The following is a 25,125-nucleotide window of genomic DNA, read 5'->3' as shown; positions in this document are numbered from 1 at the left end:
GGCCCACAGTCCCGGCGCCCGCTGCCCCCTTCCCGCAGCGCGCCGGGGCCTCAAGAAAACGGCCAGACGAGGAGAACCCATCTTGGCAAAGAAAACCTTCCTGGACTTCGAGCAGCCCATCGCGGAGCTCGAAGGCAAAATCGACGAGCTGCGCTACGTGCAAAGCGAAAGCGCCGTCGACATCTCCGAAGAGATCGAGCAGCTCAGCAAGAAGAGTCACCAGCTCACCAAGGACATCTACAGCGACCTGTCGCCCTGGCAGATCACGAAGATCGCCCGTCATCCCGAACGTCCATACACCATGGACTACGTGCGCGAGATCTTCACCGACTTCATCGAACTGCACGGCGACCGGCACTTCGCCGACGACCAGTCCATCGTCGGCGGGCTGGCGCGTTTCAATGGCAACGCCTGCATGATCGTGGGCCACCAGAAGGGCCGCGGCACCAAGGAGCGCGCCGCGCGCAACTTCGGCATGACGCGCCCCGAGGGCTACCGCAAGGCGTTGCGCCTGATGAAGACCGCCGAGAAATTCAAGCTGCCGGTGTTCACCTTCGTGGACACGCCCGGCGCTTTTCCAGGCATCGACGCCGAGGAACGCGGGCAGTCCGAGGCGATCGGCCGCAACATCTACGAGATGGCGCAGCTGGAGGTGCCGATCATCACCACGGTGATCGGCGAGGGTGGCTCGGGCGGCGCGCTGGCGATCTCGGTGGCCGACCAGGTCATCATGCTGCAGTACTCGGTGTACTCGGTCATCAGCCCCGAGGGCTGCGCCTCCATCCTGTGGAAGACCAGCGACCGCGCGCAGGACGCGGCCGAGGCCATGGGCATCACCGCGCACCGGCTGAAGGCCCTGGGCCTGGTGGACAAGATCGTCAGCGAGCCGGTGGGCGGCGCGCACCGCGACCCCAAGCAGATGGCCACGCTGCTCAAGCGCGCCCTGGGCGACGCCTGGCGCCAGCTGGCCGACCTGAAATCCAAGGAGCTGCTGGAGCGCCGCTACGAGCGGCTGCAGAGCTACGGTCGCTTCACCGACACCAAGGCCGAGGCGCGCTGAACGCCCCGGCTGCGGCGCACGGCCTGCCGCAGCCCCGGCCTGCCGGCATGACGCAAGCCTTCGACGCCGCCATCGCCGCCTTCGCGCCACGCCTGCCGCTGGCCGTGGCGCTCAGCGGCGGGGCCGACTCCAGCGCGTTGCTGCTGGCCTGTGCGCGGCGCTTTCCCGGCCAGGTGCAGGCGCTGCACGTGCACCACGGCCTGCAGGCGGCGGGCGACGATTTCGAGCGCCACTGCCGCGCCCTGTGTGACCGGCTGCGCGTGCCGCTGGCGGTGCGCCACGTCGATGCCCGGCCGGCTCCCGGGCAAAGCCCGGAGGATGCCGCGCGGCAAGCCCGCTACAGGTCTTTGGCGGCCCTGGCCCATGTGGATACAGGGCCTGCAGCTATAAAAAGCGTAGCGATAGCGCAGCACGCCGAAGACCAGGCGGAGACGGTGCTGCTGGCGCTGTCGCGCGGCGCCGGGGTCGCCGGGCTGGCGGCCATGCCAATGCACTGGCAGCGCGCCGGCCTGGACTGGCACCGGCCGCTGCTGCGCGTGGCGTGTGCCGAGGTACGCGCCTGGCTGCAGGCGCAGGGCGAGGGCTGGGTCGAGGACCCGACCAATCAGGACCAGCGCTACACGCGCAACCGCATCCGTGCGCGGCTGCTGCCGGCCTGGGCCGAGACCTTCCCGCATTTCCGCGACGCCCTGGCGCGCAGCGCGGCGCACGCGGCGCAGGCCGACGAACTGCTGCGCGAGCTGGCACAGGCCGATCTGGCTGCGGTCGGCACGCCGCCGCGCATCGATGCACTGCGCGCCTTGAGCCACGCGCGCCAGGCCAACGTGCTGCGTCACTGGCTGAAAACCTGCCACGGCACCACGCCCAGCGCCGCGCAACTGGCCGAGCTGCAGTCGCAGCTGGCGGCATGCACCACGCGCGGACACCGCATCCGCATCAAGGTCGGGCAGGGGCTGGTGGTGCGCGAAGGCGTGCTGCTCGGTTGCTACAATTCGGCGGTTTTGCCGCCCGGTCCCGCAGGCGCAATGCCTGCGCTGCGGCACGATGCAGCGCCGCCCGTGGGCGGCAGCGGCAGGCAAAGCGCCGGTGGTGCGCCACTTGCCCGAGGCAAGGGATGCAAGCCGGAGTGATCCCTTCCCGATTCGCCCCTTCGCGGGCCTGAACAGACACGAACATGGCACTGATCGTTCACAAGTACGGCGGTACGTCGATGGGCTCGCCCGAGCGCATCCGCAACGTCGCCAAGCGCGTCGCCAAGTGGGCGCGCGCCGGCCACCAGATGGTGGTGGTGCCCAGCGCCATGAGCGGCGAGACCAATCGCCTGCTGGGCCTGGCCAAAGAGCTTGCCCCCTCGCGCAAGGATTCCGCTTACCACCGTGAGCTGGACATGCTGGCCGCCACCGGCGAGCAGGCCTCTTCGGCGCTGCTGGCGCTGGCGCTGCAGGCCGAGGGCATGCCGTCTATCAGCTACACCGGCTGGCAGGTACCGGTGCGCACCGATTCCAGCTACACCAAGGCGCGCATCGAGTCCATTGACGATAAGCGCGTGCGTGCCGACCTGGACGCCGGGCGCGTGGTTATCGTGACCGGCTTTCAGGGCATCGACGGTGACGGCCACATCACCACTCTGGGCCGGGGCGGGTCGGACACGTCCGCAGTGGCCATCGCCGCGGCGATGAAGGCGGCCGAGGTGCTGATCTACACCGACGTGGACGGGGTCTACACCACCGATCCGCGCGTGGTGCCCGAGGCGCGTCGCCTGCACTCGCTCAGCTTCGAGGAGATGCTGGAGATGGCCAGCCTGGGCAGCAAGGTGCTGCAGATCCGCTCGGTGGAATTCGCCGGCAAGTACAAGGTGCCCATGCGCGTGCTGTCCAGCTTCACGCCTTGGGACATCGACATCAACGAGGAAGCCAAGTCCGGCACCCTGATCACCTTCGAGGAAGACGAACAAATGGAAAAAGCCGTCGTATCGGGCATCGCGTTCGCGCGCGACGAAGCCAAGGTCTCCGTGCTGGGCGTGCCCGACACCCCGGGTATCGCGCACCAGATCCTGGGCGCCGTGGCGCAGGCCAACATCGACGTGGACGTGATCATCCAGAACGTCGGTAAGGAAGGCCGTACCGACTTCAGCTTCACCGTGAACCGCGGCGACTACCAGCGCACGCTGGACCTGCTCAACGAGCAGGTGGTGCCGAAGCTGGGAGCGGAAGAGGTGGTGGGCGACGACAAGATCGCCAAGGTCAGTATCGTCGGTATCGGCATGCGCAGCCACGCCGGCGTGGCCAGCACCATGTTCCGTGCGCTGGCCGAGGAGAACATCAACATCAAGATGATCTCCACCTCCGAAATCAAGACCTCGGTGGTCATCGACGATAAGTACGTGGAACTCGCCGTGCGCGCGCTGCACAAGGCCTTCGGCCTGGATCAGGCGGGCGCTGGCGCCTGAGTTTTCTTTTTGTGCCCTGAAACTGGGGCATAATCGTGGGTCTGGAGACGTGACCGAGTGGCCGAAGGTGCTCCCCTGCTAAGGGAGTATGGGGTGTAGAGCCTCATCAAGGGTTCGAATCCCTTCGTCTCCGCCAGAACGAAAGCCCAAGTGATTTTTCACTTGGGCTTTTTTCTTTTCGCGGTTGGCCTTTCGCTGCCCACAGCTGGCCGACCTGTTGCTGTGCCGCACGGCGCCGGCGCGCCAGCAGGCCAGCCGCCAGATGCAGGGCAGCAATCGCACCGACCTCGAAAGCGATGCGGCTGACGGCAGCGCCCCACTGTGCGCCCAGCACTGCGCGCTGCAGTTCCGGTTGCGGCGGCGCGGTAATGGGCGCCGACGGCAGACCCTGCGCCGCGTGCGAGGCGGTGATCAGCGGCCGCAGACGCGCCAGCTCGGCGTCGTCCTCATCCGCGTTCCCGGCGGTGCCGGTGCCTTCCTGTGGCGTGCCGGCATCCGCCGTGGCCTGTGTGGCATCGGCGGCGCGGGCGGCCGAGGCCGAGCCATGCTCGTTGGCATACACCTTGGTGAACTCAGCGCCCAGCAGGAAGATTTGCGCCGCGTAGTACACCCAGGCCAGCAGCACCACCAGCGAGCCTGCCGCCTGGAATGACTCGGTGATGCCGCTCTTGCCGATGTACAGGCCGATCAGCACCTTGCCAGCTTCGAACAGCACTGCGGTCACCACGGCGCCCGTCCACACGTCGCGCCAGGCCACCGGCGTGGTCGGCATGAGCTTGAAGATCATCGCGAACAGCACCGTGGTGAAGCCCAGCGACACGGCGATGTTGACCACGTACAGCAGCATCTCGGACTGCGGCAGCAATCCACCCACCCAGTGGCCCAGCGCGGCCGTGGCAGCACCCACCACCAGCGACACCATCAGCATGAAGGCCAGGCCCAGGATGAGCCCGAAGGACAGCAGCCGCGCGCGCACCACTGCCCAGATGCCCTGGGGCTTTTCGCGCTCGGGCACGTGCCAGATGCGGTCCAGCGCGCTCTGCAATTCGGAAAACACCGTCGTCGCGCCGACCAGCAGCACCACCACGCTGATGCTGCCCGCCACCAGGCCACGGTCGGTGTCGCTGGCGTTGGCCACCAAGCCCTGCACCAAGTGCGCGCCGTCGCGCCCGATCAGCCCCGTCAGCTGGCCGGTGATCTGTCCCATGACCGCGTCGCGGCCGAACAGCGCCCCGGCGATAGCGATGACGATCACCAACAGTGGCGCCAGCGAGAACACCGTGTAGTACGAAATGGCCGCGCCCATGCTGGGTGCGAAATCATCTATCCAGGCCGTGACTGCTTTCTTACCGAGCTGGAAAACATGCGCGAATTTCATGGCGATTCCGGGCAAGCCCGCGTGCGAAAACTGGCCCGAGCATGAATGCGGCGGCCGTCGGGCGCCGTCAGGAGCCAGACCAAGCGTGCGTAGGAAAGCCGAGGCAGGACGGTGGCCGCATGCCAGTCGTGGGGGCGCGGCGAGAGCCGCGGCCCGGCCGTCCTACAGTGGCTGGCGCGCACCCGACGCCGTCGTCCGGCCCGGCTCGGGCTAGAGTGCTGGCAGCCGCGGTGCGCAGCGCAACGCTGCCCCCGCCAGCGCCCGCCGCACCGGCGTTGCACGAAAAAGGACCGTTTCCATGCCCACCGAGCCCCGCGAGCCTGATTCTTCCGCTGCCGCGGACAGCCCCGATCCCGCTGCGCAGGCGCCGCTGCCGCGGCACATCGAGCGCAGCCGCTTCGGCGGCACCGAGCGCCGCCACACGCGTGCCGATGAGGACGAGGCCCCGGCCACGCGCAGCGAGCTGAGCCGCGGCTCGCAGGAGCTGCGCGCCCAGCAGCCCACGGCGCGCATCAGCTGGAGCGTGCTGCTGGTGGCGTCGGTGATCATCCTGGCGTTCTCGCTGTGGGCCATCGCCACGCCGTCCCTGGCACGCGCGTCCATGAAGCAGGCGGTGGACTGGATCGCCACCAACCTGGGCTGGTTCTACGTGCTGACCATGACGCTGGTCATTGGCTTCGTCGTCTGGGTGGCGCTGTCGAAAGAAGGCAACGTGCGCTTAGGGCCAGACCAGTCGCGCCCGCAGTACGGTCTGGCCACCTGGGTGGCGATGCTGTTCGCCGCCGGGGTCGGCATCGATCTGCTGTTCTTCTCCGTCACCGGCCCGATCGTGCAGTACCTGCATCCGCCGTCGGGCACGGGCGCCAGCGCCGCCGCGCTGCAGGACGCGGTGGTCTGGACGATGTTCCATTACGGCATCGCCGGCTGGTCGGTGTATGCGCTGCTCGGCATGGCCATGGGCTACTTCGCCTACCGCTGGGGCATGCCGCTGTCGATCCGCGCGGCGCTGTACCCGCTGCTGGGCCGGCGCATGCGCGGGCCAGTGGGCGACGGCATCAGCACCATCGCCCTGGTCGGCACGGTGTTCGGCGTGGCCACGTCCATGGGCATCGGCGTGGTGCTGCTCAGCGTGGGCTTCGCGCGCCTGTTCGGCCTGCCGGACGGTCTGGCGCTGCAGATCGCGCTGGTGGCGGGCGCGGTGCTGATCACCGTGGCGGCCACCACCTCGGGCGTGGACAAGGGCATCCGGCTGATCTCGGAGCTGAACCTGTGGAGCGCCGTGGCCATGATGCTGTACATCCTGGTGGCGGGCGAGACAGCGTTCCTGCTGAACGCGCTGGTGGAGAACGTCGGGCGCTTCCTGGTCACGCTGCCGTCGCGCATGTTCCAGACGTTTGCCTACCAGGGCGGCGATGGCGCCGAGTGGATGGGCAGCTGGACGCTGTTCTTCTGGGCCTTCTGGCTCGCCTGGGGGCCGTTCGTCGGCGTGTTCCTGGCGCGTATCTCGCGCGGGCGCACGCTGCGCGAGTTCGTGATCGCCGCCATCACCGTGCCAGTGCTGTGCGACTTCATCATCGTCTCGCTGTTCGGCAACTCGGCGCTGTTCCAGGTGCTGCAGGGCAACACCGAGTTCGCCCAGCTGGCCATCGACAGCCCGGAGCGCGGCTGGTATGCGCTCCTGGAGCTGTTCCCCGGTGCCACCTTCCTGATCGGGCTGGCGACGCTGTCGGGCCTGCTGTTCTACATCACCAGCGCCAACTCGGGCGCCATGGTCATGTCCAACTTCTCCGCCCACATCCCCGATCCGGCACAGGACGGGCCGAAGTGGCTGCGCATCTTCTGGGCGATCCTGACGGCGGTGCTCACGGTAGCCATGCTGCTGGCCGGCGGCGTGGTGACCATGGAATATGCCACGCTGATCTTCGCGCTGCCCGTGACCGCCATCGCCTATCTGGTCATGGCCTCGTTCCACAAGGTGCTGCGCATGGAGCGCGCCGAGCGCGAAGGCCAGGTGCTGCGCCGGGCCTCCATCGCGCCCAGCGGCGGACACCTGCCCGAGCGCTCGTGGAAGCAGCGCATGGAGCAGCTAGTCACCTTTCCGTCGCGGCGCGAGGTCACGCAGTTCCTGCAGCGCACTGTGCGCCCGGCGCTGGACGACGTGGCCGCCGAGTTCCGTCGCCAGGGCTACGAGGTCGAGCGCAGCGACGACGCCAGCGTCAACGGTGTGCAAGGGCCGCTGCTGCGCGTGTCGATGGAGGCGCTGCGCGCCTTCCTGTACCAGGTGGCCATCGTGGAGGCTCCGGTACCCACCTTCAGCGGCCGCATGTCGCGCGACACCGACGTGTACTGCCGCCTGGAGGTATTCACGCAGACCGGCTCGGGCGGCTACGATCTGATGGGCCTGACGCGCCAGCAGGTCATCGACGACGTGCTGGAGCGCTACGAGGCACACCTGGCGTTTCTGACCTTCTCCACCCAGACCGACACCGCCTCGGTGCTGACCCCGCCGCTGCAGCCGCGCCCACCGGCGCAGGAATGACCGCCGTGGCCGGCAGGCGCGGGCGGGCCTTCGGGGCAACAAGGTGTGACGGCGGCGCCGAGGCGCATGGCCATGGGCCGCGCATGGCCGACAATCCGCTCTTTTCGTGTGCCGGCGCCGCGCCGGCGGCCGCGCGCGGGGCGCGGGCCTGGCGCGGAAAGGGGATTCTTGAAGACCATGAACATCGTCATCCTTGACGACTACCAGGACGCAGTGCGCAAGCTGCACTGCGCCTCGCGGCTCGACGGCTATGTGGCCAAGGTCTATACCAACAACGTCAAGGGCATCGGCCAGCTGTCGGTGCGCCTGCGCGACGCCGACGTCATCGTCCTGATTCGCGACCGCACGCAGATCACGCGCCAGCTGGTGGACAAGCTGCCGCGCCTGAAGCTCATCGCCCAGACCGGCCGCGTCGGCGAGCACGTGGACGTGGCCGCCTGCACCGAGCGCGGCATCGCCGTGGCCGAGGGCGTGAGCTCGCCGGTGGCGCCCGCCGAGCTGACCTGGGCGCTGATCATGGCCGCCATGCGCCGGCTGCCGCAGTACATCGCCAACCTGAAGCACGGCGCCTGGCAGCAGTCGGGCCTGCGCGCCGCGTCCATGCCGCCCAATTTCGGCGTCGGCATGGTGCTGCGCGGCAAGACGCTGGGCATCTGGGGCTATGGCCGCATCGGCCAGATCGTCGCTGGCTACGCGCGCGCCTTCGGCATGAACGTGCGCGTGTGGGGCAGCGAGGCCTCGCGCGCGCAGGCGCTGGGCGACGGGCTGCAGGTGGCGCGTACGCGCGCCGAGTTTTTCGCCGAATGCGACGTGCTGACGGTGCACCTGCGCCTGTCGGACGCCACGCGCGGCCTGATCACGCTGGACGACCTGTCGGCCATGAAGCCCACGGCGCTGTTCGTGAACACCTCGCGTGCCGAGCTGCTGCAGCCCGATGCGCTGATCGCCGCGCTGAACCGGGGACGCCCCGGCATGGCCGCCGTGGACGTGTTCGAGGCCGAGCCGACGCTGCAGGGCCATGCGCTGCTGCGGCTGGAGAACTGCGTGTGCACGCCGCACATCGGCTATGTGGAGCAGGACAGCTACGAGCTCTATTTCGGCGCCGCCTTCGAGAACGTGGTGAACTTTATCCGCGGCACACCGACCAACATCGTTAACCCCGGCGCGCTGCAGGTGCGCCGCTGACGTTGCGGCTGGCCGCGCCTGGGCGGGCCGTGCGCGCCGCGCTGGCATGCCCGGTCGCACGCCGCCTACTGGCGCACTTCGTCAGTGTGGCTAGGCTGGCGCGATGCCGAATGACGATCCTTCTGCCTTGCCTTCCCACCCGAACGGCCCGCACGCGATGGTGCGCGTGCGCGGCGCGCGCGAGCACAACCTGAAGAACGTCGATGTGGACATTCCGCGCAATGCGCTGGTGGTGTTCACCGGCATCTCCGGCTCGGGCAAGTCGTCGCTCGCCTTCGGCACGCTGTTCGCCGAGGCGCAGCGGCGCTATCTGGAATCGGTCGCGCCGTACGCGCGCCGGCTGATCGCCCAGGTCGGCACGCCGCAGGTGGACAGCCTCGAGGGCCTGCCCCCGGCCGTGGCGCTGCAGCAGCAGCGCGGCACGCCGGGCACGCGCTCGTCGGTGGCCAGCGTCGCCGCGCTGTCCACGCCGCTGCGCATGCTGTATTCGCGCGCTGGGCGCTATCCCGCGGGCCAGCCCATGCTGTACGCGGAGGACTTCTCGCCCCACACCCTGCAGGGCGCCTGCCCGCACTGCCAGGGCCAGGGCCGGACCTACGAGGTCACGGAAGCCTCGATGGTGCCCGACAACTCCTTGAGCATCCGCCAGCGCGCCGTGGCCGCGTGGCCGGGCGCCTGGCAGGGGCAGAACCTGCGCGACATCCTGACCACGCTGGGCCACGACGTGGACCGCCCCTGGCGCGAGCTGCCGCAGGCACTGCGCGACTGGATCCTGTTCACCGACGAGCAGCCCACCGTGCCTGTCTACCCTGGCCTGAACGTCGCCGAGGCACAGGACGCCATCGCGCGCGGCCAGCCACCGGGCTACATGGGCACCTTCAGCAGTGCGCGCCGACACGTGCTGCACACCTTCGCCAACAGCCCGAGCGCGCTGATGAAGAAGCGCGCCGCGCAGTACCTGGTGGCCACCGTCTGCCCGGTGTGCCACGGCAAGCGGCTCAAGCCAGAGGCGCTGTCGGTGACCTTCGCCGGCCATGACATCACCAGCCTGTCGCGCCTGCCGCTCAGCACTCTGGCAGAACTGCTGCGTCCGGCCGCCGAGGGTCGGCTGGGCGCTGGCGAGGAGGGCGTGCCCGATGCCGGGCCAGGCCGTCGGCGCGAGCCCGGCAGCACGCACCATGAGGCCGCCCCCGACGTGCACCGCACTGCCTGGCTGTCCGAAGAAAAGGTGCTGGCCGCGCAGCGTCTGGCGGATGAGCTGCACCGGCGCGTGCTGGCGCTGATCGGCCTCGGCCTGGGCTATCTGTCGCTGGAGCGCAGCACGCCCACGCTGTCGCCCGGCGAGCTGCAGCGCCTGCGCCTGGCAGGCCAGTTGGCGTCGCATTTGTTCGGCGTGGTGTACGTGCTGGACGAGCCGTCCGCCGGCCTGCACCCGGCCGACGGCGAGGCGCTGCTGGCGGCGCTGCAGGGGCTGAAGGCTGCCGGCAACTCGCTGTTCGTGGTCGAGCACGACCTGGCCACCATGCAGCGTGCCGACTGGCTGGTGGACGTGGGCCCGGGCGCGGGCGAGCATGGCGGCGAAGTGCTCTACAGCGGCCCGCCGGCCGGTCTGGCCGGGGTGCCGCGCTCGGTCACGCGGCGCTACCTTGCAGCAGGCGCCACGCCGCGTGTGCCGCTGGCGCATGCGCCGCGCGAGCCGCTGGACTGGCTGCGGGTGGCGGGCGTGGTGCGCCACAACCTGCAGGGCGTGGACGCTGCGTTTGCCCTGGGCTGCATGAACGCGGTGACCGGCGTTTCCGGCTCGGGCAAGTCCAGCCTGGTCAGCCAAGCGCTGTTGGAGCTGCTGGCGGCGCGGCTGGGCCAGCCGCTGCCGGTGGCGGACGAAGCGCCGGTGGAATCCCTGCCCGGCGACGAGTCCGACGCCGACGAACTGGAGACGCCCGTCGCCGGCCACATCGCCGCCGGGGGCGAACACATCCGCCGCCTGGTGCCCATCGACCAGAAACCCATCGGCCGCACGCCGCGCTCCAACTTGGCAACTTATACCGGCCTGTTCGATGCCGTGCGCAAGCTATTCGCCGCCACGCCCGAGGCGCAGGCGCGAGGCTACGACGCGGGGCAGTTTTCCTTCAACGTGCCCAAGGGCCGCTGCCCGGTCTGCGAGGGCGAGGGCAGCGTCAGCGTCGAGCTGCTGTTCATGCCCAGCGTCCACGCGCCGTGCCCTGCCTGCCACGGCGCGCGCTACAGCCCCGAGACGCTGCAGGTGCTGTGGCATGGCCTGTCCATCGCCGATGTGCTGCAGCTGACGGTGGACACGGCCTGCCAGGTCTTCGCGGACGAGCCGCCGGTGCTGCGCCCGCTGGCGGTGCTGCGCGATATCGGCCTGGGCTACCTGCGTCTGGGCCAGCCGGCCACGCAGCTCAGCGGCGGCGAGGCGCAGCGCATCAAGCTGGCCACCGAGCTGCAGCGCCCGAATGCGCGCGGCGGTACGCTGTACGTGTTGGACGAGCCGACCACCGGCCTGCACCCGGCCGACGTGGACCGGCTGGTGCTGCAGCTCGATGGCCTGGTCGCTGCCGGCAATACCGTGGTGCTGGTCGAGCACGACATGCGCGTGGTGGCGGCTTGCGACTGGGTGATCGACATCGGCCCGGGCCCCGGCGCCGAGGGCGGGCGCATCGTGGCGGCGGGCACGCCGGCGCAGGTGGCGCAGGCCCCAGGCAGCCGCACCGCGCCGTACTTGGCGCGGGCGCTGTCAGCCGGCCCGTGATGACTCCGGCGCGGCTCAGCCGTCCAGCGTCTCCAGCGCGAACAGCGGCACCTGGGCGTCGCGCCTGAGCCACAGGCCGCCGCCCAGGTTGATGAAGTGCGGCGCCAGACCGCGCCGGTACAGCTGCGCGCGGTGGCGGTGCAGGCGCGGGTCGGTCAGCTCCTCGTCGATGGTGCCGGCCTCGTAGTCCTCGCGCGTCACGGCCTCCAGGTACAGCGCGCCGCGTGTCAAGCGCGCCAGGTTGGCCAGCGCGGCCTGCAGGTCGCGCGGGTTCAGGTAGGGCAGCACGCCTTGGCAGATGACGAAGTCGAACGGCTCGGGCGCCGCGTAGTCGACCGCCGAGCCCTGCTGCCAGCCATGGCGCGCGCACAGGTGCTCGCTGAACTCCACGCCCTGGTACTGCGCGCCGGGCAGGTGGCGCGCCAGCAGTGGTTGCCACAGGCCGATGCCGCAGCCTACGTCCAGCACCCGCTCCACCGGCAGGCGCAGGTAGCGCAGGTAATGGCAGACGAAGGCCGCCAGGCGCTCCAGGTGCTGCGGGTCGGCGACGCTGGTTTTTGGGTCCAGGTAGTAGCGCCGGTAATAGGCTTCGTCGAACCAGTGTTCGCTGGCGGATTGCATGGGTGCCGGGCTCCTGAAGGGGAAAACGCCAGCGGTACGGCCGGCGGCGCTCCATTTTAAGTGTTTTAGGCCTCTAGCCCTTGTGTATCAAGGGGCTAAAGCTATCAATAAAATAGCAATCCAGCTCAGGGCAGGGCCACGGTCTGGCGCGGGCGCCGGCCGCTCCAGGCCAGCAGCGCCAGCACCAGCGCGACCAGCGGCAGCATGCCGGCGTTGATGCCGGCCCAGCCCACGCTGTACAGCAGCTGGCCCGAGCCGAACGAGGCCAGCGCCACGGTGCCGAACACCAGGAAGTCGTTCAGCGCCTGCACCTTGGCGCGCTCCGCCGGCTGGTGGCACTCGGTCAGCAGGGCGGTGGCGCCGATGAAGCCGAAGTTCCAGCCCAGCCCCAGCAGCACCAGTGCGCCCCAGAAATGCGTCAGAGCCAGCCCCATCAGCGCCAGCGCGCCCGAGGCGGCGATGAGCAGCAGACCCAGCCCGGTGATGGTGCGCTTGCCGAAGCGCGCGATCAGCCGGCCGGTGAAGAAGCTGGGCGCGAACATCGCCAGCACGTGCCACTGGATGCCCAGCGCCGCCTCGCCCACGCTGTGCCCGCAGCCGACCATGGCCATGGGCGCAGCGGTCATCAGGAAAGCCATCAGCCCGTAGCTGACCACGCCGGCCAGCGCCGCCACGCGAAACTGCGGCGAGCGCGCGATCTCGGCCAGCGGCCGCGCGCCGGCGCCCGCTGTGCGCGGCGCCGGCGGCGGCAGGCGCAGCAGCGCGATCAGCGGCAGCGCCAGCAGGGCCAGCAGCGCTTGGCTGTAGAAGCTGCCGGCGAACGGCGTGGCCGGCAGCAGGTCGCGCGTCCAGATCACCACCTGCGGGCCGATGACGGCCGCTACCAGCCCGCCGACCATCACGCGCGAGATGGCGCTGGCATGCTGCGCCGGCTCGGCCACCGTGTCGATGGCGGCGAAGCGGTAGCTCTGCACGCAGGCGCCATAGAAGCCGGCCAGTGAGGTGCCCAGGCAGAACAGCACGAAGTCCGAGCGCGAGATGCCCCAGGCCGCTACCATCCCGGACAGCACGCCCAGCAGCGCCCCCAGCAGATAGGCCCGGCGCCGGCCGATGCGCTGCATCAGCCACGCCGCAGGCAGCGTGGACAGCGCCAGTCCCAGCTGGTAGAGGCTGACGGGGAGCGTGGCGGCGCTGGGCGTGGAGGAGAGCATCTGCCCGACCAGTCCGCCCAGCGAGATGATGATCGGCGGCGACGCGCCACCCAGCGATTGGGTGGCCACCAGCAGGCCCAGGTTGCGCCGTTGCAGGCTGGTGGAGGGGGTGGCGGCGGAGTCGGTCATGGCGGGGCCGTGTTTCACGAAGCGGCAGCCGCGCGGCGCAGCACCAGCAGGTCGATGCGCGGCGGCACGCCCAGGCGCACCGCGAAGCCGGCCCACAGCCCGGCGCCGTTGGCGACGAACAGCCGCATCGCCCCCACGTCGTACAGCCCGCGCACGAAGCCGTGGTTGAACGGCGCGATCAGCCAGCGGTCCAGCCCCAGGATCTGCCCGCCGTGCGTATGCCCGGAGATCTGCAGGCCGATGCCGTGTGCCGCGTTCTCGCGCGCCAGCTTGGGCTGGTGCGCCAGCAGCAGGTGGAAATCGGCGCCGCCGGCACGTGCCGCGCGCGCCACGGCGGCCACGTCGGGCGCGATGCCCGCCGGTCGCGAGGCATCGCCCCGGTGCGCCATCTGCGCGTGCGCCGGGTCGCCGATGCCTGACAGCGCCAGGCGCGCGCCGCGCACGTCCAGCAGCGCGGTGCGGTTTTCCAGCACGTTCAGGCCCAGGCCGCGAAAGCGCTCCATCCATGCACCATAGCCGCTGTAGTACTCGTGGTTGCCCGGCGTCACCCACACGCCCAGCGGCGCCTGCAGTTCGGCCAGCGGTGCCACGTGCGGGCCGGTGGTGGCCACGTCGCCGTCGACCAGGTCGCCCGGCAGCACGATCAGGTCGGGTCGGGCGGCCAGGGTGCGTTGCACCACGGTCCGCACGAAGCGCGCGTCGTTCACCGGCGTGGCGTGGATGTCGGCCAGCACCGCCACGCGCAGGCCGTCCAGCGCCGCGGGCAGGGTGGGCAGGGCGACTTCCTGCTCGTGTACCCGGGCCGGCTGCAGCGCAGTCCACACGCCCCAGCCGGCCAGTGCCGCGGCGGCCAGCAGCGCGCCCAGCGTCGGCGCGGCGCCGTGCAGCCAGGCGGCCGCGCCGCCGGCGCCCGAAAGCCGCGCGCCCAGCCACAGCACGTCGCGCAGTGCCACCAGCGGCAGCAGCAGTCCCAGCAGCGCTAGCACGCCGCCGCTGGGCACCTGCAGCCGGGCGATAGTGGCGTAGTCCCACTGTCCGCCCTGCAGCGCCTGCAGCAGCAGCACCGGGGCGCAGCCGGCCGCCGCCGTCAGCAGCGCCGCCAGCACGCGCAGCCACGGCGGCAGGCCGTGGACGGGCGCCCACAGCCAGATGCTGAAAACCACGATGAGCAGGACGGCGCGCTGGAGCATGGAGAAGGGCGTTGCGGAGGTGGCGGAAAACGGGGAGCGGAAGGGGCTGGCGCGTCAGGCGCGCGAGCGCTCCCAGGCCAGGTAGCGCTCGGGCGGCGGGGCAGTGATGCAGCGGTCGCGCCCGGCGTGCTTGGCCTGGTAAAGCGCGGCGTCGGCCGCGGCCAGCAGCGCGTCGGCCTCGCCACCCGGCGCCGGCAGTTGCACCGCGACGCCGACACTGACGGTGACGTGCGGCGCCACGGGCGAGTCGGCGTGCGCCTGGCGCAGGTCGGCCACGGCCTGGCGCAGGGCCTCGGCCTTGGCCTGAGCGCCGGCCAGAGTGCTGCCGGCCAGCAGGCAAACGAATTCCTCGCCACCGTAGCGCGCCGCCAGGTCATGCGGGCGCGCAGCATGGCGTTCGATGGTGCGCGCCACGGCCTGCAGGCAGGCATCGCCGGCCTGGTGGCCGTAGTGGTCGTTGTAGCGCTTGAAATGGTCGATGTCGATCATCAGCAGCGCCAGCGGCTCGCCGCAGCGCAGCGCGCTGCGCCATTCGGTGGCCAGGGCCTCGTCGAAGCGCCGGCGGTTGGCGATGCCGGTGAGCCCGTCCAGGAAGGCGAGCGAGCGCAGGTGGTCGCTTTGTGCCTTGATGGTGAGCTGGGTGCGCACGCGCGCGCGCACCACGGCCGGGTTCACCGGCTTGGAGATGAAGTCCACGCCACCGGCTTCCAGCGCGGCGGTTTCCTCTTCCGGGCTGGTCAGGCCGGTGACGAAGATGACCGGAATGTCGGCGGTCAGCGGGTCGGCCTTGAGCCGGCGGCACACCTGCAGCCCGTCCATGCCCGGCATCAGCACGTCCAGCAGGATCACGTCCGGCAGGCGATGGTGGCGGCAGAACTCCAGCGCCTGCGCGCCGCTGGTGGCCATGCAGACCTCATAGTCGGCCTGGAACACGCGGTGCAGCGCCTGGATGTTGATGGGCTGATCATCCACCACCAGCAGGCGCGGACGCGCCTGCGGCGGGGAAGGGGATGCGTCTTGCTTAGCGTCAGTCGTCATGAAGGGCGGAAAGCCAGGAAGAAACCAGGCTGCGCGCCTGGGCGAAGTCCAGGTGTTGCACCTGCTGCTGCAGCGTGGCCAGGCGGGCATCGCCGCCGGCGTGCGTCGCCAACTGCTGCGCCGCGTCCAGCGCGTCCATGCTGTGCCCCGCCAGCAGCGCGTCCAGCGCCTGCAGGCGGCGGCGCAGCACGGCGGTGTCGGCGGGCCGTGGAGTATCGGCTGGCGGCGCCGCTTGCGCTGTAACCAGCTGCGTGCCGGCCTGCTGCAGCAGCGCCAGAGCCTCGGCCAGGGCGGCATCCAGCCGCTGCAGCGGCGCGTGCAGGGCCTGCGCTGGCGCGTCCTGCTCGACCTGCGCCTGCAGCTGCGCGCACTGCTGCGCCAGCGCCGTGGCGCCCAGGGTCGCGCACAGGCCCTTGAGCGTGTGCAGGCCGCGGCGCGCGCCGTTGCGCTCGCCGGCCTCCAGCAGCTGGCGCACCTGGACCACGGCGTCGCCATGCCCGTGCGCGAAGTCGTGCAGCAGCCGCGTGTACAGCGCCCGGTCGCCGCCCAGGCACTGCAGCGCGGCCGGCAGATCGAAGCCTTCGGGCAGCTCCGGCAGGCGCGCCGGCTCTGTGGCCGCAGCGCCTGGTGCGGCGGGCACCGGCAGGGTTGCTGTGTGCTGCGCATCCCGGCCCGGCTGGAAGTGGCGCAGCACCGCCGCGATGAGCTCGCCGCGGTCCACTGGTTTGGACAGGTGGTCGTCCATGCCGGCGTCGTGGCAGGCCTGGCGGTCGGCGGGTTGGGCGTTGGCAGTCATGGCGATGATCGGTAGGCGGCTGGCACCGGGCAGGGCGCGCAGCTGGCGCGTGGCCTCGTAGCCGTCCATGACGGGCATCTGGATGTCCATCAGCACGGCGTCGGGCAGCGCGGCCTGCGCCAGCGCTGTGCGGATCTGCTCCACGCCCTCGCGGCCGTTGCCGGCCAGCGCCACCTGCGCGCCGGCCTGCGCCAGCAATTCGCGCGCCACCTGTTGGTTCAGCGGGTTGTCCTCCACCAGCAGCACGCGCAGGCCGGCCAGCGGCTGGCTGGTTTCGGCCGGCGCCGGGCCGGCCTGCAGCACCGAGGCGCCGCCGGTGGCCTGCGCCACGGCGTCGAACAATGCCGACGGGGTGACCGGCTTGATCAGCTGCGGCGCCGTGCCCAGCGCCTGGGCCGCGCTGCGCGCCAGCAGGCGCGCCTGGCCATGCATGCTGGTCATGCAGACCAGCGCCGACGCGCCATCAGCGCCCCAGGCGCGCAGCGCATCGGGGTCGTCCAACCCGGGCAGGTCGCCATCGACGCAGGCGGCGTCGAAGGGCGCTCCTTGCAGCGCTGCCTGGTGCCACAGCGCCTCGGCCTGCTGCATGCCGGCGGCGCTGGCGCAGTCCCAGCCGAAGGCCTGCCCCATGTCCTGCAGTGCCTGGCGCGTGCTGGCGTTGTCGTCCACGATCAGCAGCCGTAGTCCTTGCAGGTGATGCGCGGGCTTGGTAGGCAGCGCGGCTTCGGGCGCGGCGCGCTCGAAGTCCAGCACGAAGGTGAACCGGCTGCCCTGGCCCGGCGTGCTGCTGACCTGCAGCTGACCGCCCATCAGCCGCACCAGGTGCTGGCTGATGGCCAGGCCCAGGCCGGTGCCGCCGTATTCCCGGGTGGTGCTGTCCTCGGCCTGGGTGAAGCTCTCGAAAATGGCTTCCAGCCGGTCCGGGGCGATGCCGATGCCGGTGTCGCGCACGGCGAATTCGATGCGTGCGTGCCGGTCGTCCAGCCGCAGCGGGCGCAGGCTCAGCACGACCTCGCCGCGCGCGGTGAACTTCAAGGCGTTGCCAGCCAGGTTGAGCAGCACCTGCTGCAGCCGCAGCGCGTCACCCACCAGGGCACGCGGCGTGTGGGGGCCGAGTTGGAACAGCAGCTCCACCGGCTTGTCGCCCAGCGCCGCCGCCAGCAGCACCGACAGGTTGCGCAGCAGCTGGTCCAGGGCGAAGGGCCGGCGCTCGGGCTGGGTGGCGCCGGCGTCTAGGCGCGAGAAGTCCAGTATGTCGTTGACCACCGCCAGCAGCGCGCGCGCCGCGCCCTGGGCCTTGGCCACGTAGTCCTGCTGCTGCGCCGCCAACGGCGTGCTTTGCAGCAGCTGCAGCATGCCCAGGATGGCGTTCAGCGGGGTGCGGATCTCGTGGCTGACGTTGGCCACGAAGCGGCCCTTGGCTTGGCTGGCGGCGTCGGCCGCGTCCTTGGCCTGCTGCAGCGCCAGCTGCTGCTCCTTGGCCTGGGTGATGTCGCGGATGTAGCCGTACCAGACGATGGAGCCGTCCTCCAGCGCCTGCGGCCGCGCCAGGCCCGACAGCCAGCGCACGCCCAGGCGCGGGTGCAGTGCGCGGTATTCGTGCTGCCAGACCCCCAGGGTGCGCGCGGAGTGCGTCAGGGCGGCGCGCATGGCCGGCAGGTCGTCGGGGTGAGTGGTCTGCAGCAGCGCGCTGGTGTCGTGCTGCACCGCCTGTGGCGGCACGCCGTGCAGCTCCTCGATGCCGCGCGAGCAGTACACCATGGCGCTGTGGCCGTCGGCCTGCAGCTCGAACTGGTACAGCATGCCGGGCACGTTCTCGGCGATGCGCTCCAGACGTTCGCGCTGCGCGTGCAGCGCCGCCTGCGCCTGTGCGGCCTGGCCCAAGGCCTGGCGCTGGCGCCGCTGCAAGGCCCACAGCGCCGCGGCGGAGAAGACGCACAGCCCGGCCAGCAGCCACGCCAGGTTGGCCGTGCGGTGGCGCCAGCCGGCATGGATGGCGCGCAGGTCGCGCGAGGCCCAGACCACCAGCGGCTGGTCCATGCGCAGCTCGGGCGGGGCTACGGTCTGCTGCGCCAGCAGGCGCTGCTCGCCGGTGGCATGCACCAGGCCGGCCTGCATGCTGGCGCGCCCGCTGGACTCGACATGCCGGGTGAACATGGTGCCCGGCAGGCCCAACTCCTTGCCCATCAGGTCCGCGCGCGTCGGCATCATCAGGAACAGCCGGCCGCTGCCGTGTACCACGGCGGTCCACATGTCCGGGGTGTAGCGCACCGAGTCGAGCAGCGTCTCGAACTCATGGGGATCGACACTGGCCGAGACCACGCCGACCAGCCGGCCGCTGTGATCGTGGACGATGCGCGCCAGGGTCATGGTCCAGGTGCCCAGCACGCTCATGAACGGCGGGCCGACGATGAGGGTGTCCGGGTCGCGCGTGCTCAGGGCGGTGCGGAAGTAGCTGCGCTCGCCGAAATCGGCGCCCAGCAGCTCGACGCGGCTGGAGGCCTGCACCACCCCTTCGGCGTTCAGCAGCGCCATGGTGCGCAGCCCGGGCAGGGCGCTGACCAGCGTGCGCAGCCGGCGATTGGCGCTGGCCATGTCGTTGTCCTCGGCCTGCCACAGCGGCAGGTCGTGCATCACGCCCTGCATGGCCGCGTTGATGCTGGCCACCTGGCGGCTGAGGTTGTCGTGGATGACGCGCGCCTGCACCGCCAGGCGCTCGCGCTCGCGCACGTCGATGGCCCGGTACTCGCTGTACTGCAGCCAGCCCAGGATGGCGCCGGTCAGCAGCAACCCGCCGCACAGCAGCAGCCATTGCCCGCCCAGGCCGTGCGGCATGGCGGGTGCGGACGGGGTCTGGCGCGGCATAAGGGCATTATCGGCACGGGACATGCGTGCGCCGGCCGATGCGCCGGCACCCGTACGGGGATAATTTCGTCCCGTATGCCCTTGCAGATCCGCTTTCCCGAGTCCCTTCCCGTCTCCGCGCGCCGCGACGAGATCATGCAGGCCATCGCCGAGCACCAAGTGGTCATCGTCTGCGGTGAAACTGGCTCGGGCAAGACCACGCAGCTGCCCAAGATGGCCCTGGCGCTGGGCCGTGGCCGTGCCAACGCCCCCGAGGGCACGCGCGGCCAGCTGATCGGCCACACCCAGCCGCGGCGCATCGCGGCGTCTTCCGTCGCCAAGCGCATCGCCGAGGAGCTGGGCACGGCGCCCGGCGAGGTGGTGGGCTACAAGGTGCGCTTTGCCGACACGCTGCACAAAGGCGCCTCGGTCAAGCTGATGACCGACGGCATCCTGCTGGCCGAGACCCAGGGCGACCCGCTGCTTTCGCAGTACGACACGCTGATCATCGACGAGGCGCACGAGCGCAGCCTGAACATCGACTTCCTGCTGGGCTACCTCAAGCAGCTGCTGCCCAAGCGCCCGGACCTGAAGGTGATCGTCACCTCGGCCACCATCGACGCCGAGCGCTTTGCCGAACATTTCGCCGCGCCGGACGGCCGGCCGGCGCCGGTCATCCTGGTCTCGGGCCGCACCTACCCGGTGGAGGTGCGCTGGCGGCCGTTCGAGGAGCAGCGCGATTTCGACCTGAACGATGCCATCGCGGGCGGCGTGGACGAGCTGTGGACCGGCGGCGTGGGCGGCGACATCCTGATCTTCCTGCCCGGCGAGCGCGAGATCCGCGAGGCTGCCGACCACCTGCGCCGGCATCTGCAGCACCAGCCGGTGCTGAGGAATGCCGAGGTTCTGCCGCTGTTCTCGCGCCTGTCGCAGGCCGAGCAGGAGCGCATCTTCGAGCCGCACGGCAACCGGCGCATCGTGCTGTCGACCAACGTGGCCGAGACCTCGCTCACCGTGCCCGGAATCCGCTACGTGATCGACACCGGCACGGCGCGCGTCAAGCGCTATTCATTCCGCAGCAAGGTCGAGCAGCTGCTGGTCGAGCCGATCAGCCAGGCGGCGGCCAACCAGCGCGCCGGGCGCTGCGGGCGCGTGGCCAACGGCATCTGCATCCGGCTGTATGCCGAGGACGATTTCCTGCAGCGTGACCGCTTCACCGACCCCGAGATCCTGCGCTCGTCGCTGGCCGGCGTGATCCTGCGCATGAAGGCGCTGGGGCTGGGCGACGTGGTCAATTTCCCGTTCCTGCAGGCGCCGTCGGGCCGGGCGATCGCCGACGGCTACCAGCTGCTGCAGGAGCTGGGCGCAGTGGATGAGCGCGGCCAGCTGCTGCCCATGGGGCGCGAGCTGTCGCGCCTGCCGCTCGATCCGCGCGTGGGTCGCATGATCCTGGAGGCGCGGACGCGCGGCGCGCTGGCCGAGGTGCTAGTGGTGGCCTCGGCCCTGTCGGTGCAGGACGTGCGCGACCGGCCGCTGGACGCCCAGCAGCAGGCCGACCAGCAGCATGCCAAGTTCGACGACGAGAAAAGCGAGTTCAGCGGCTACCTGCGCCTGTGGCAATGGCTGCACGACGCGCGCGGCGGCAAGGCCGTGGCCATGAGCCGGCGCGAGATGGCGGCGCGCACGGCCGCGCCGGCCGCGCCGCGCAACCTGGCGGCGCTGCCGGTGGCCAAGCGTGCGCAGGCCATGGGCGTGGAGCCGGTGGCAGCGGCAGGGCAGGGCGGGCAGCCCACACCCCCGCCCTCTCCCAAAGGGAGAGGGCGCAACAGCCCGGCAGCCGCCCGGCAGACGGGTGCAGGCGCCGCGCAGGCCCGTGCCGCTTCCTCCGGGCGCGACGCGGCGGCGTCACACCCTCTCCCGCTTGCGGAAGAGGGCAGGGGTGAGGGCCTTCCCGCTCCCGACACCCACCGCTTGAGCAACCGCCAATGGGAGCAGCTGCTGCGCGCCAATTTCATCAACATCCGCCGCGTGCGCGAGTGGCGCGACATCCACTCGCAGCTGCTCACCGTGGTGCGCGAGCATCAGTGGCCCCTCAATCCCGAACCGGCGGGCTATGAGGCGCTGCATTTGTCGATGCTGTCGGGGCTGCTGGGCAACATCGGCTACAAGCCCGAGGAGGCCGACGCCTACCTGGGCGCGCACGGCATCAAGTTCCACGCCCACCCCGGCGCGCACCTGAGCAAGAAACCCGGGCGCTGGATCGTCGCCGCCGAGCAGGTCGAGACCACGCGCCTGTACGGCCGCGGCATCGCCGCCATCGAGCCGCAGTGGCTCGAGGAGGTCGGCGCGCACCTGCTCAAGAAGCAGCTGCTCGAGCCGCACTGGAGCAAGAAACAGGCCGACGTAGTGGCGCTGGAGCGCGCCACGCTCTACGGTTTGGTGGTCTACAACGGCCGACGCGTCAGCTACGGCCGCATCGATCCGCACGAGGCGCGCCAGATCTTCATCCGCCGCGCGCTGGTCGAGGGCGAATGGGACGCGCCCTGGCCGTTCCTGTCCGCCAACCAGAAACTGGTGCTCAAGGTGCAGGAGCTGGAGCACAAGAGCCGGCGCCAGGACGTGCTGGTGGACGACCAGCTGATCTACGCCTACTACGACCAGCTGCTGCCCGAAGGCGTGTTCAGCGGCGCCACCTTCGACAAGTGGTTCCGCGCCGCCAGCCGCGAGCAGCCGCAGTTGCTGCGCCTGTCGCGCGACGAGCTGATGCGCCACGAGGCGGCGGGCATCACCACCGACAACTTCCCGCGCACCGTCAAGCTGGGTGGTGTGGACTGCAGCGCCAGCTACCTGCACGAGCCGGGCGACGCGCGCGACGGCATCACCGTAACGGTACCGCTGTTCGTGCTGAACCAGGTCAGCGAGGAACGCGCCGAATGGCTGGTGCCGGGCATGCTCAAGGACAAGCTCCAGGCGCTGCTGAAAAGCCTGCCGCAGCGCCCGCGCAGCCGCTTCGTGCCACTGCCCGAGAGCGCAGCACGGCTGGCGCAGCTGTTCACGCAAGAAGACCGTTGGGCACGCGGCAGCCTGCTGGATGCGCTGCTCAAGCAGGTGCGCGATGAGACCTCGCTAGACGTCAAGCGCGCCGACTTCAAGCCGGACATGCTCAGCCCGCACCTGTTCATGAACTTCCGCATCACGGACGAGCATGGCCGCCAGTTGGGGCAGGGGCGCAACCTGGCGGCGTTGAAGGCCGAGCTGGGCTCGCGCGCGCGCGGGGCGTTCCAGGCACTTGCTACGTTAAAGATAGCTAATAACCCTGAAGAAATAAGGGATGAAGGCCAAAAGGACCCAAAATCCAGGCCAGCTGCCGCCCCGACGGCGCAGCGTGCCAAGGCGCCTGCGGCCCCGGTGCAGCAAGCAAGCACGCGCCACACCGACTGGAGCTTCGGCGAGCTGCCCGAGCTGATGGAAGTGGCGCGCGGCAGCCAGACGCTGGTGGGCTTTCCGGCGCTGATCGACCAAGGCGATGCCGTGACCATCGAGGTCTTCGACGAACCCGAAGCGGCGGCCGGCCGCCACCGCGCCGGCCTGCGCCGGTTGTTCGCACTGCAGGTGCGCGACGCGCTGAAGTACCTGGACAAGAACATCCCCGGCCTCACAGCCATGGCCGTGGCGTACATGCCGCTGGGCACGCAGGAAGAGCTGCGCGCGCAGATCATCGACGTGGCGCTGGAGCGCGCCTTCCTGGTCGAGCCGCTGCCCACCGATGCCGCGCAGTTCCAGCAGCGCCTGCAGGAAGGCCGCGCGCGCCTGACGCTGATCGCCGGCGAGGTGGCGCGCTTGGCCGCGGCCATCCTGCAGGAATACGCCGCCGCCCAGCGCAAGATCAAGGACAACGGCAAGAACGCGCGCGAGGCGGCGCAGGACGCCGCCCAGCAGCTGCAGCGCCTGATGCCGCGCGACTTCCTGGCGGCCGCGCCGTGGGTGCAGCTGCAGCACTACCCGCGCTACCTCAAGGCCATCACGGTGCGCCTGGACAAGCAGCGCGCCGACCCGGCGCGCGACGCCGCGACGCTCAAGGAGTTGCAGCCGCTGGAGCAGCGCTACTGGCGCCTGCTGGCCGAACGCCGCGGCCAGCAGGACGCGCGGCTGCAGGAATACCGCTGGATGCTGGAGGAGCTGCGCGTCAGCCTGTTCGCGCAGGAGCTGCGCACGCCGTACCCGGTCAGTGCCAAACGCATGGACAAGGTCTGGGCGCAGCTGGTGGCGTGAGGATTCAGGCGCCTTGCGGGCCCGCAGCGACACAAGCTGTCGCGGCGGTCGCTACAGTGCCCGGGCGTTCGTGACCGACGCCCCCGCCACCGATCCGAAAAGGAACCCAATGCTGCCCCAGCCCTGCGCCACGCGCGCCGACGACCTGTATCTGCAGGCCTGCCAGTTCGTGCTGTTTCACCACCAGGCCAGCGTTTCGCTGCTGCAGCGCCGGCTGCGCATCGGCTACGGGCGTGCCATGGCGCTGCTGGCCGCCATGTGCGGCGACATCCTCGAATGCGATGCGGACGGCGGCAATCCGCGCATCCTGCCAGCCGCGCTGCACGGGCCGGACCGGTTGCTGCCGCACAAGCTGGCGCAGGCCGCCACGTGCCTGAGCGAGGCGCCGAGCATGGTGCTGGCGGTCGGTGCCGGCATGGGAGCCGTTCTCGGCTTGCCCGAGCGGACGGGTGACGGGGAGGCCGCCCACCCGCTCGCCGCTCGGCATGCCAATGGTCCAGACCTGGCCTGCATTGCCTCGCCCGAAGGACTGCAGCAGCATCCCGCAAGCGCCTGGGGGCTGTATGGCCAGTGGCTGCAGGCATGCCGCGCCACCCCACCGCACGCCGGCCTGGCACTGCTGCTCGGCTGGGCGCGGCGCCTGCCGCAGGGCTGCTTCGTCGTCACCGGCAACGTGGACGGGCATGTCCAGAAGGCCGGCTTTCCCGCAGCGCGGGTGTATGAGTGCCACGGCTCGCTGCACCGGCTGCAATGCTCGGCGCACTGCGAAGACCGGCTGTGGCCGACGGCCTGGTTGCGCCCGCAGGTGGACGCCAGCACCGGCCAGTGGCTGGGCGACCTGCCGCGCTGCCCGCACTGCGATGCCCTGATGCGGCCCAACATCCGGCTGCAGGACGACTGGCACTGGAACGCGGCGCGCAGCCAGCGCCAGCATGAATTGCTAGAGGTGTGGCTGGACAGCGCCCCGCAGCCGCTGGTGCTGGAGGTTGGCGCAGGCCGCGACGACACGGCCTTGCGCCGCCTCACCCAGCGCCTGCACCGGCGCGGCAGCCGGCTGATCCGCATCCATCCGCACGACGCCGACATCCACAACCCCGACACTATCGAGTTCGCGCTGGGCATCAGAGAAGCGCTGCAGCAGATCGGGCAGCACCTGCACGGGTCGCAATAGCCGTTCTTACGGCGAGCATGGGTGCATTCCTGCTTGCCGGCCATCGCAGTGGCTGCTCCCGCAATCCTCGATTTCCTGCCGCTCATGACACCAGAACTCGACACCCTGCTGTGCCAGCGCCATCCGCGCATCTTTCGGCTGCGCCATTCGGACCCGCAGCTCAGCGCCCTGGGCCGCGGCATGGAGTGCGGCGATGGCTGGTTCCGGTTGATCGACACCCTTTGCGAACAGCTGCAGTGGGAGACCGACCACAACGATGCGCCGCAGGTCGTGGCGACACAGGTCAAGGAAAAAATGGGGACGCTGCGGTTTCACGCGCGGCCTCGGTCCGATTACCAAAGCGGCATGATCCGCATCGCCGAGGCCCTGTCCGCGCACCTGTGCGAGCGCTGCGGCAAGTTCGGAGAGATGCTTATCATCCGGGGCTATCGCAGCGTGCGCTGCGACGAACACCTGCCACCCGGGCCTTGAG

General features: G+C 70.5%; 15 protein-coding genes and 1 tRNA gene. 10 read left to right on the top strand and 6 right to left on the bottom strand.

All coding sequences use genetic code 11. The annotated features are described in order from the left end of the window. Positions 1-82: 82 nt before the first annotated feature. The 4 genes from BLQ61_RS10295 (at position 83) to BLQ61_RS10280 (ending at position 3,645) form a co-directional block, all read left to right on the top strand. Positions 83-1,060 (top strand): acetyl-CoA carboxylase carboxyltransferase subunit alpha, encoded by a 978-nt coding sequence (locus BLQ61_RS10295; RefSeq protein WP_091569585.1) that lies wholly within the window; start codon positions 83-85, stop codon positions 1,058-1,060. A gap of 47 nt (positions 1,061-1,107) precedes the next feature. Then, positions 1,108-2,190: a tRNA lysidine(34) synthetase TilS gene (tilS, locus tag BLQ61_RS10290; RefSeq protein WP_091569582.1), complete on the top strand. Its 1,083-nt coding sequence runs from the start codon at positions 1,108-1,110 to the stop codon at positions 2,188-2,190. 44 nt (positions 2,191-2,234) lie between these two features. Further along, a complete protein-coding gene (locus BLQ61_RS10285; RefSeq protein WP_091569580.1) occupies positions 2,235-3,509 on the top strand; it encodes an aspartate kinase in 1,275 nt (424 codons plus the stop codon). A 43-nt stretch (positions 3,510-3,552) separates the two neighbouring features. After that, positions 3,553-3,645, top strand: a tRNA-Ser gene (locus BLQ61_RS10280). Here BLQ61_RS10280 and BLQ61_RS10275 read toward each other — a convergent pair. Continuing rightward, entirely contained in the window at positions 3,616-4,887 is a 1,272-nt protein-coding gene (locus BLQ61_RS10275; protein WP_245703963.1) for a YihY/virulence factor BrkB family protein, read from the bottom strand. The genes BLQ61_RS10280 and BLQ61_RS10275 overlap by 30 nt on opposite strands. 298 nt (positions 4,888-5,185) lie before the next feature. Between BLQ61_RS10275 and betT the strand changes: the two genes are divergently transcribed. The 3 genes from betT (at position 5,186) to BLQ61_RS10260 (ending at position 11,381) form a co-directional block, all read left to right on the top strand. Further along, entirely contained in the window at positions 5,186-7,426 is a 2,241-nt protein-coding gene (betT, locus tag BLQ61_RS10270) for a choline BCCT transporter BetT (RefSeq protein ID WP_091569576.1), read from the top strand. A gap of 177 nt (positions 7,427-7,603) precedes the next feature. Then, positions 7,604-8,611: a D-2-hydroxyacid dehydrogenase family protein gene (locus tag BLQ61_RS10265; protein ID WP_091569574.1), complete on the top strand. Its 1,008-nt coding sequence runs from the start codon at positions 7,604-7,606 to the stop codon at positions 8,609-8,611. Positions 8,612-8,714: 103 nt separating this feature from the next. Continuing rightward, on the top strand, positions 8,715-11,381 hold the full coding sequence (locus BLQ61_RS10260; protein ID WP_217629396.1) for an excinuclease ABC subunit UvrA: 2,667 nt from the start codon (positions 8,715-8,717) through the stop codon (positions 11,379-11,381). A gap of 15 nt (positions 11,382-11,396) precedes the next feature. Here BLQ61_RS10260 and BLQ61_RS10255 read toward each other — a convergent pair whose 3' ends face one another. The 5 genes from BLQ61_RS10255 to BLQ61_RS10235 all read right to left on the bottom strand — a co-directional run bounded on the left by BLQ61_RS10255 (position 11,397) and on the right by BLQ61_RS10235 (position 19,231). Beyond that, positions 11,397-12,002, bottom strand: coding sequence for a class I SAM-dependent methyltransferase (locus BLQ61_RS10255; protein ID WP_091569569.1), 606 nt, complete (start codon positions 12,000-12,002; stop codon positions 11,397-11,399). A gap of 125 nt (positions 12,003-12,127) precedes the next feature. Continuing rightward, positions 12,128-13,342 (bottom strand): MFS transporter, encoded by a 1,215-nt coding sequence (locus BLQ61_RS10250; RefSeq protein WP_091569565.1) that lies wholly within the window; start codon positions 13,340-13,342, stop codon positions 12,128-12,130. Between the two features lie 14 nt (positions 13,343-13,356). Further along, positions 13,357-14,532: a metallophosphoesterase gene (locus BLQ61_RS10245; protein WP_091569562.1), complete on the bottom strand. Its 1,176-nt coding sequence runs from the start codon at positions 14,530-14,532 to the stop codon at positions 13,357-13,359. Between the two features lie 54 nt (positions 14,533-14,586). Then, on the bottom strand, positions 14,587-15,570 hold the full coding sequence (locus BLQ61_RS10240; RefSeq protein WP_091569559.1) for a diguanylate cyclase domain-containing protein: 984 nt from the start codon (positions 15,568-15,570) through the stop codon (positions 14,587-14,589). Further along, the gene (locus BLQ61_RS10235) at positions 15,560-19,231 is read right to left on the bottom strand and encodes a response regulator (RefSeq protein WP_139182742.1); all 3,672 of its coding nucleotides are present in this window, start codon (positions 19,229-19,231) and stop codon (positions 15,560-15,562) included. The genes BLQ61_RS10240 and BLQ61_RS10235 overlap by 11 nt, the downstream gene beginning before the upstream one ends. A gap of 75 nt (positions 19,232-19,306) precedes the next feature. Here BLQ61_RS10235 and hrpA point away from each other — a divergent pair, with 75 nt between their 5' ends. From hrpA to BLQ61_RS10220, 3 genes are all read left to right on the top strand, one after another. Next, complete coding sequence (gene hrpA / locus BLQ61_RS10230; protein ID WP_091569554.1) at positions 19,307-23,482, top strand: ATP-dependent RNA helicase HrpA; 4,176 nt, start codon at positions 19,307-19,309, stop codon at positions 23,480-23,482. Positions 23,483-23,591: 109 nt separating this feature from the next. After that, positions 23,592-24,653, top strand: coding sequence for a DNA translocase FtsK (locus BLQ61_RS10225; protein WP_091569551.1), 1,062 nt, complete (start codon positions 23,592-23,594; stop codon positions 24,651-24,653). Between the two features lie 33 nt (positions 24,654-24,686). Continuing rightward, positions 24,687-25,124, top strand: coding sequence for a hypothetical protein (locus BLQ61_RS10220; RefSeq protein ID WP_139182741.1), 438 nt, complete (start codon positions 24,687-24,689; stop codon positions 25,122-25,124). Position 25,125: the final 1 nt, after the last annotated feature.

It is taken from the genome of Oryzisolibacter propanilivorax (assembly GCF_900103645.1).
In the GTDB taxonomy this organism is placed as follows: domain Bacteria; phylum Pseudomonadota; class Gammaproteobacteria; order Burkholderiales; family Burkholderiaceae_C; genus Melaminivora; species Melaminivora propanilivorax.
This window is presented reverse-complemented; position numbering and strand designations above follow the sequence as displayed.

Bases quoted from the DNA above. Each gene is read 5' to 3' on its own strand.
- tilS (WP_091569582.1), top strand. From the start codon at position 1,108: ATGACGCAAGCCTTCGACGCCGCCATCGCCGCCTTCGCGCCACGCCTG.
- BLQ61_RS10285 (WP_091569580.1), top strand. From the start codon at position 2,235: ATGGCACTGATCGTTCACAAGTACGGCGGTACGTCGATGGGCTCGCCC.
- BLQ61_RS10275 (WP_245703963.1), bottom strand. From the start codon at position 4,887: ATGAAATTCGCGCATGTTTTCCAGCTCGGTAAGAAAGCAGTCACGGCC.
- betT (WP_091569576.1), top strand. From the start codon at position 5,186: ATGCCCACCGAGCCCCGCGAGCCTGATTCTTCCGCTGCCGCGGACAGC.
- BLQ61_RS10265 (WP_091569574.1), top strand. From the start codon at position 7,604: ATGAACATCGTCATCCTTGACGACTACCAGGACGCAGTGCGCAAGCTG.
- BLQ61_RS10260 (WP_217629396.1), top strand. From the start codon at position 8,715: ATGCCGAATGACGATCCTTCTGCCTTGCCTTCCCACCCGAACGGCCCG.
- BLQ61_RS10255 (WP_091569569.1), bottom strand. From the start codon at position 12,002: ATGCAATCCGCCAGCGAACACTGGTTCGACGAAGCCTATTACCGGCGC.
- BLQ61_RS10250 (WP_091569565.1), bottom strand. From the start codon at position 13,342: ATGACCGACTCCGCCGCCACCCCCTCCACCAGCCTGCAACGGCGCAAC.
- BLQ61_RS10245 (WP_091569562.1), bottom strand. From the start codon at position 14,532: ATGCTCCAGCGCGCCGTCCTGCTCATCGTGGTTTTCAGCATCTGGCTG.
- BLQ61_RS10240 (WP_091569559.1), bottom strand. From the start codon at position 15,570: ATGACGACTGACGCTAAGCAAGACGCATCCCCTTCCCCGCCGCAGGCG.
- BLQ61_RS10235 (WP_139182742.1), bottom strand. From the start codon at position 19,231: ATGCCGCGCCAGACCCCGTCCGCACCCGCCATGCCGCACGGCCTGGGC.
- hrpA (WP_091569554.1), top strand. From the start codon at position 19,307: ATGCCCTTGCAGATCCGCTTTCCCGAGTCCCTTCCCGTCTCCGCGCGC.
- BLQ61_RS10225 (WP_091569551.1), top strand. From the start codon at position 23,592: ATGCTGCCCCAGCCCTGCGCCACGCGCGCCGACGACCTGTATCTGCAG.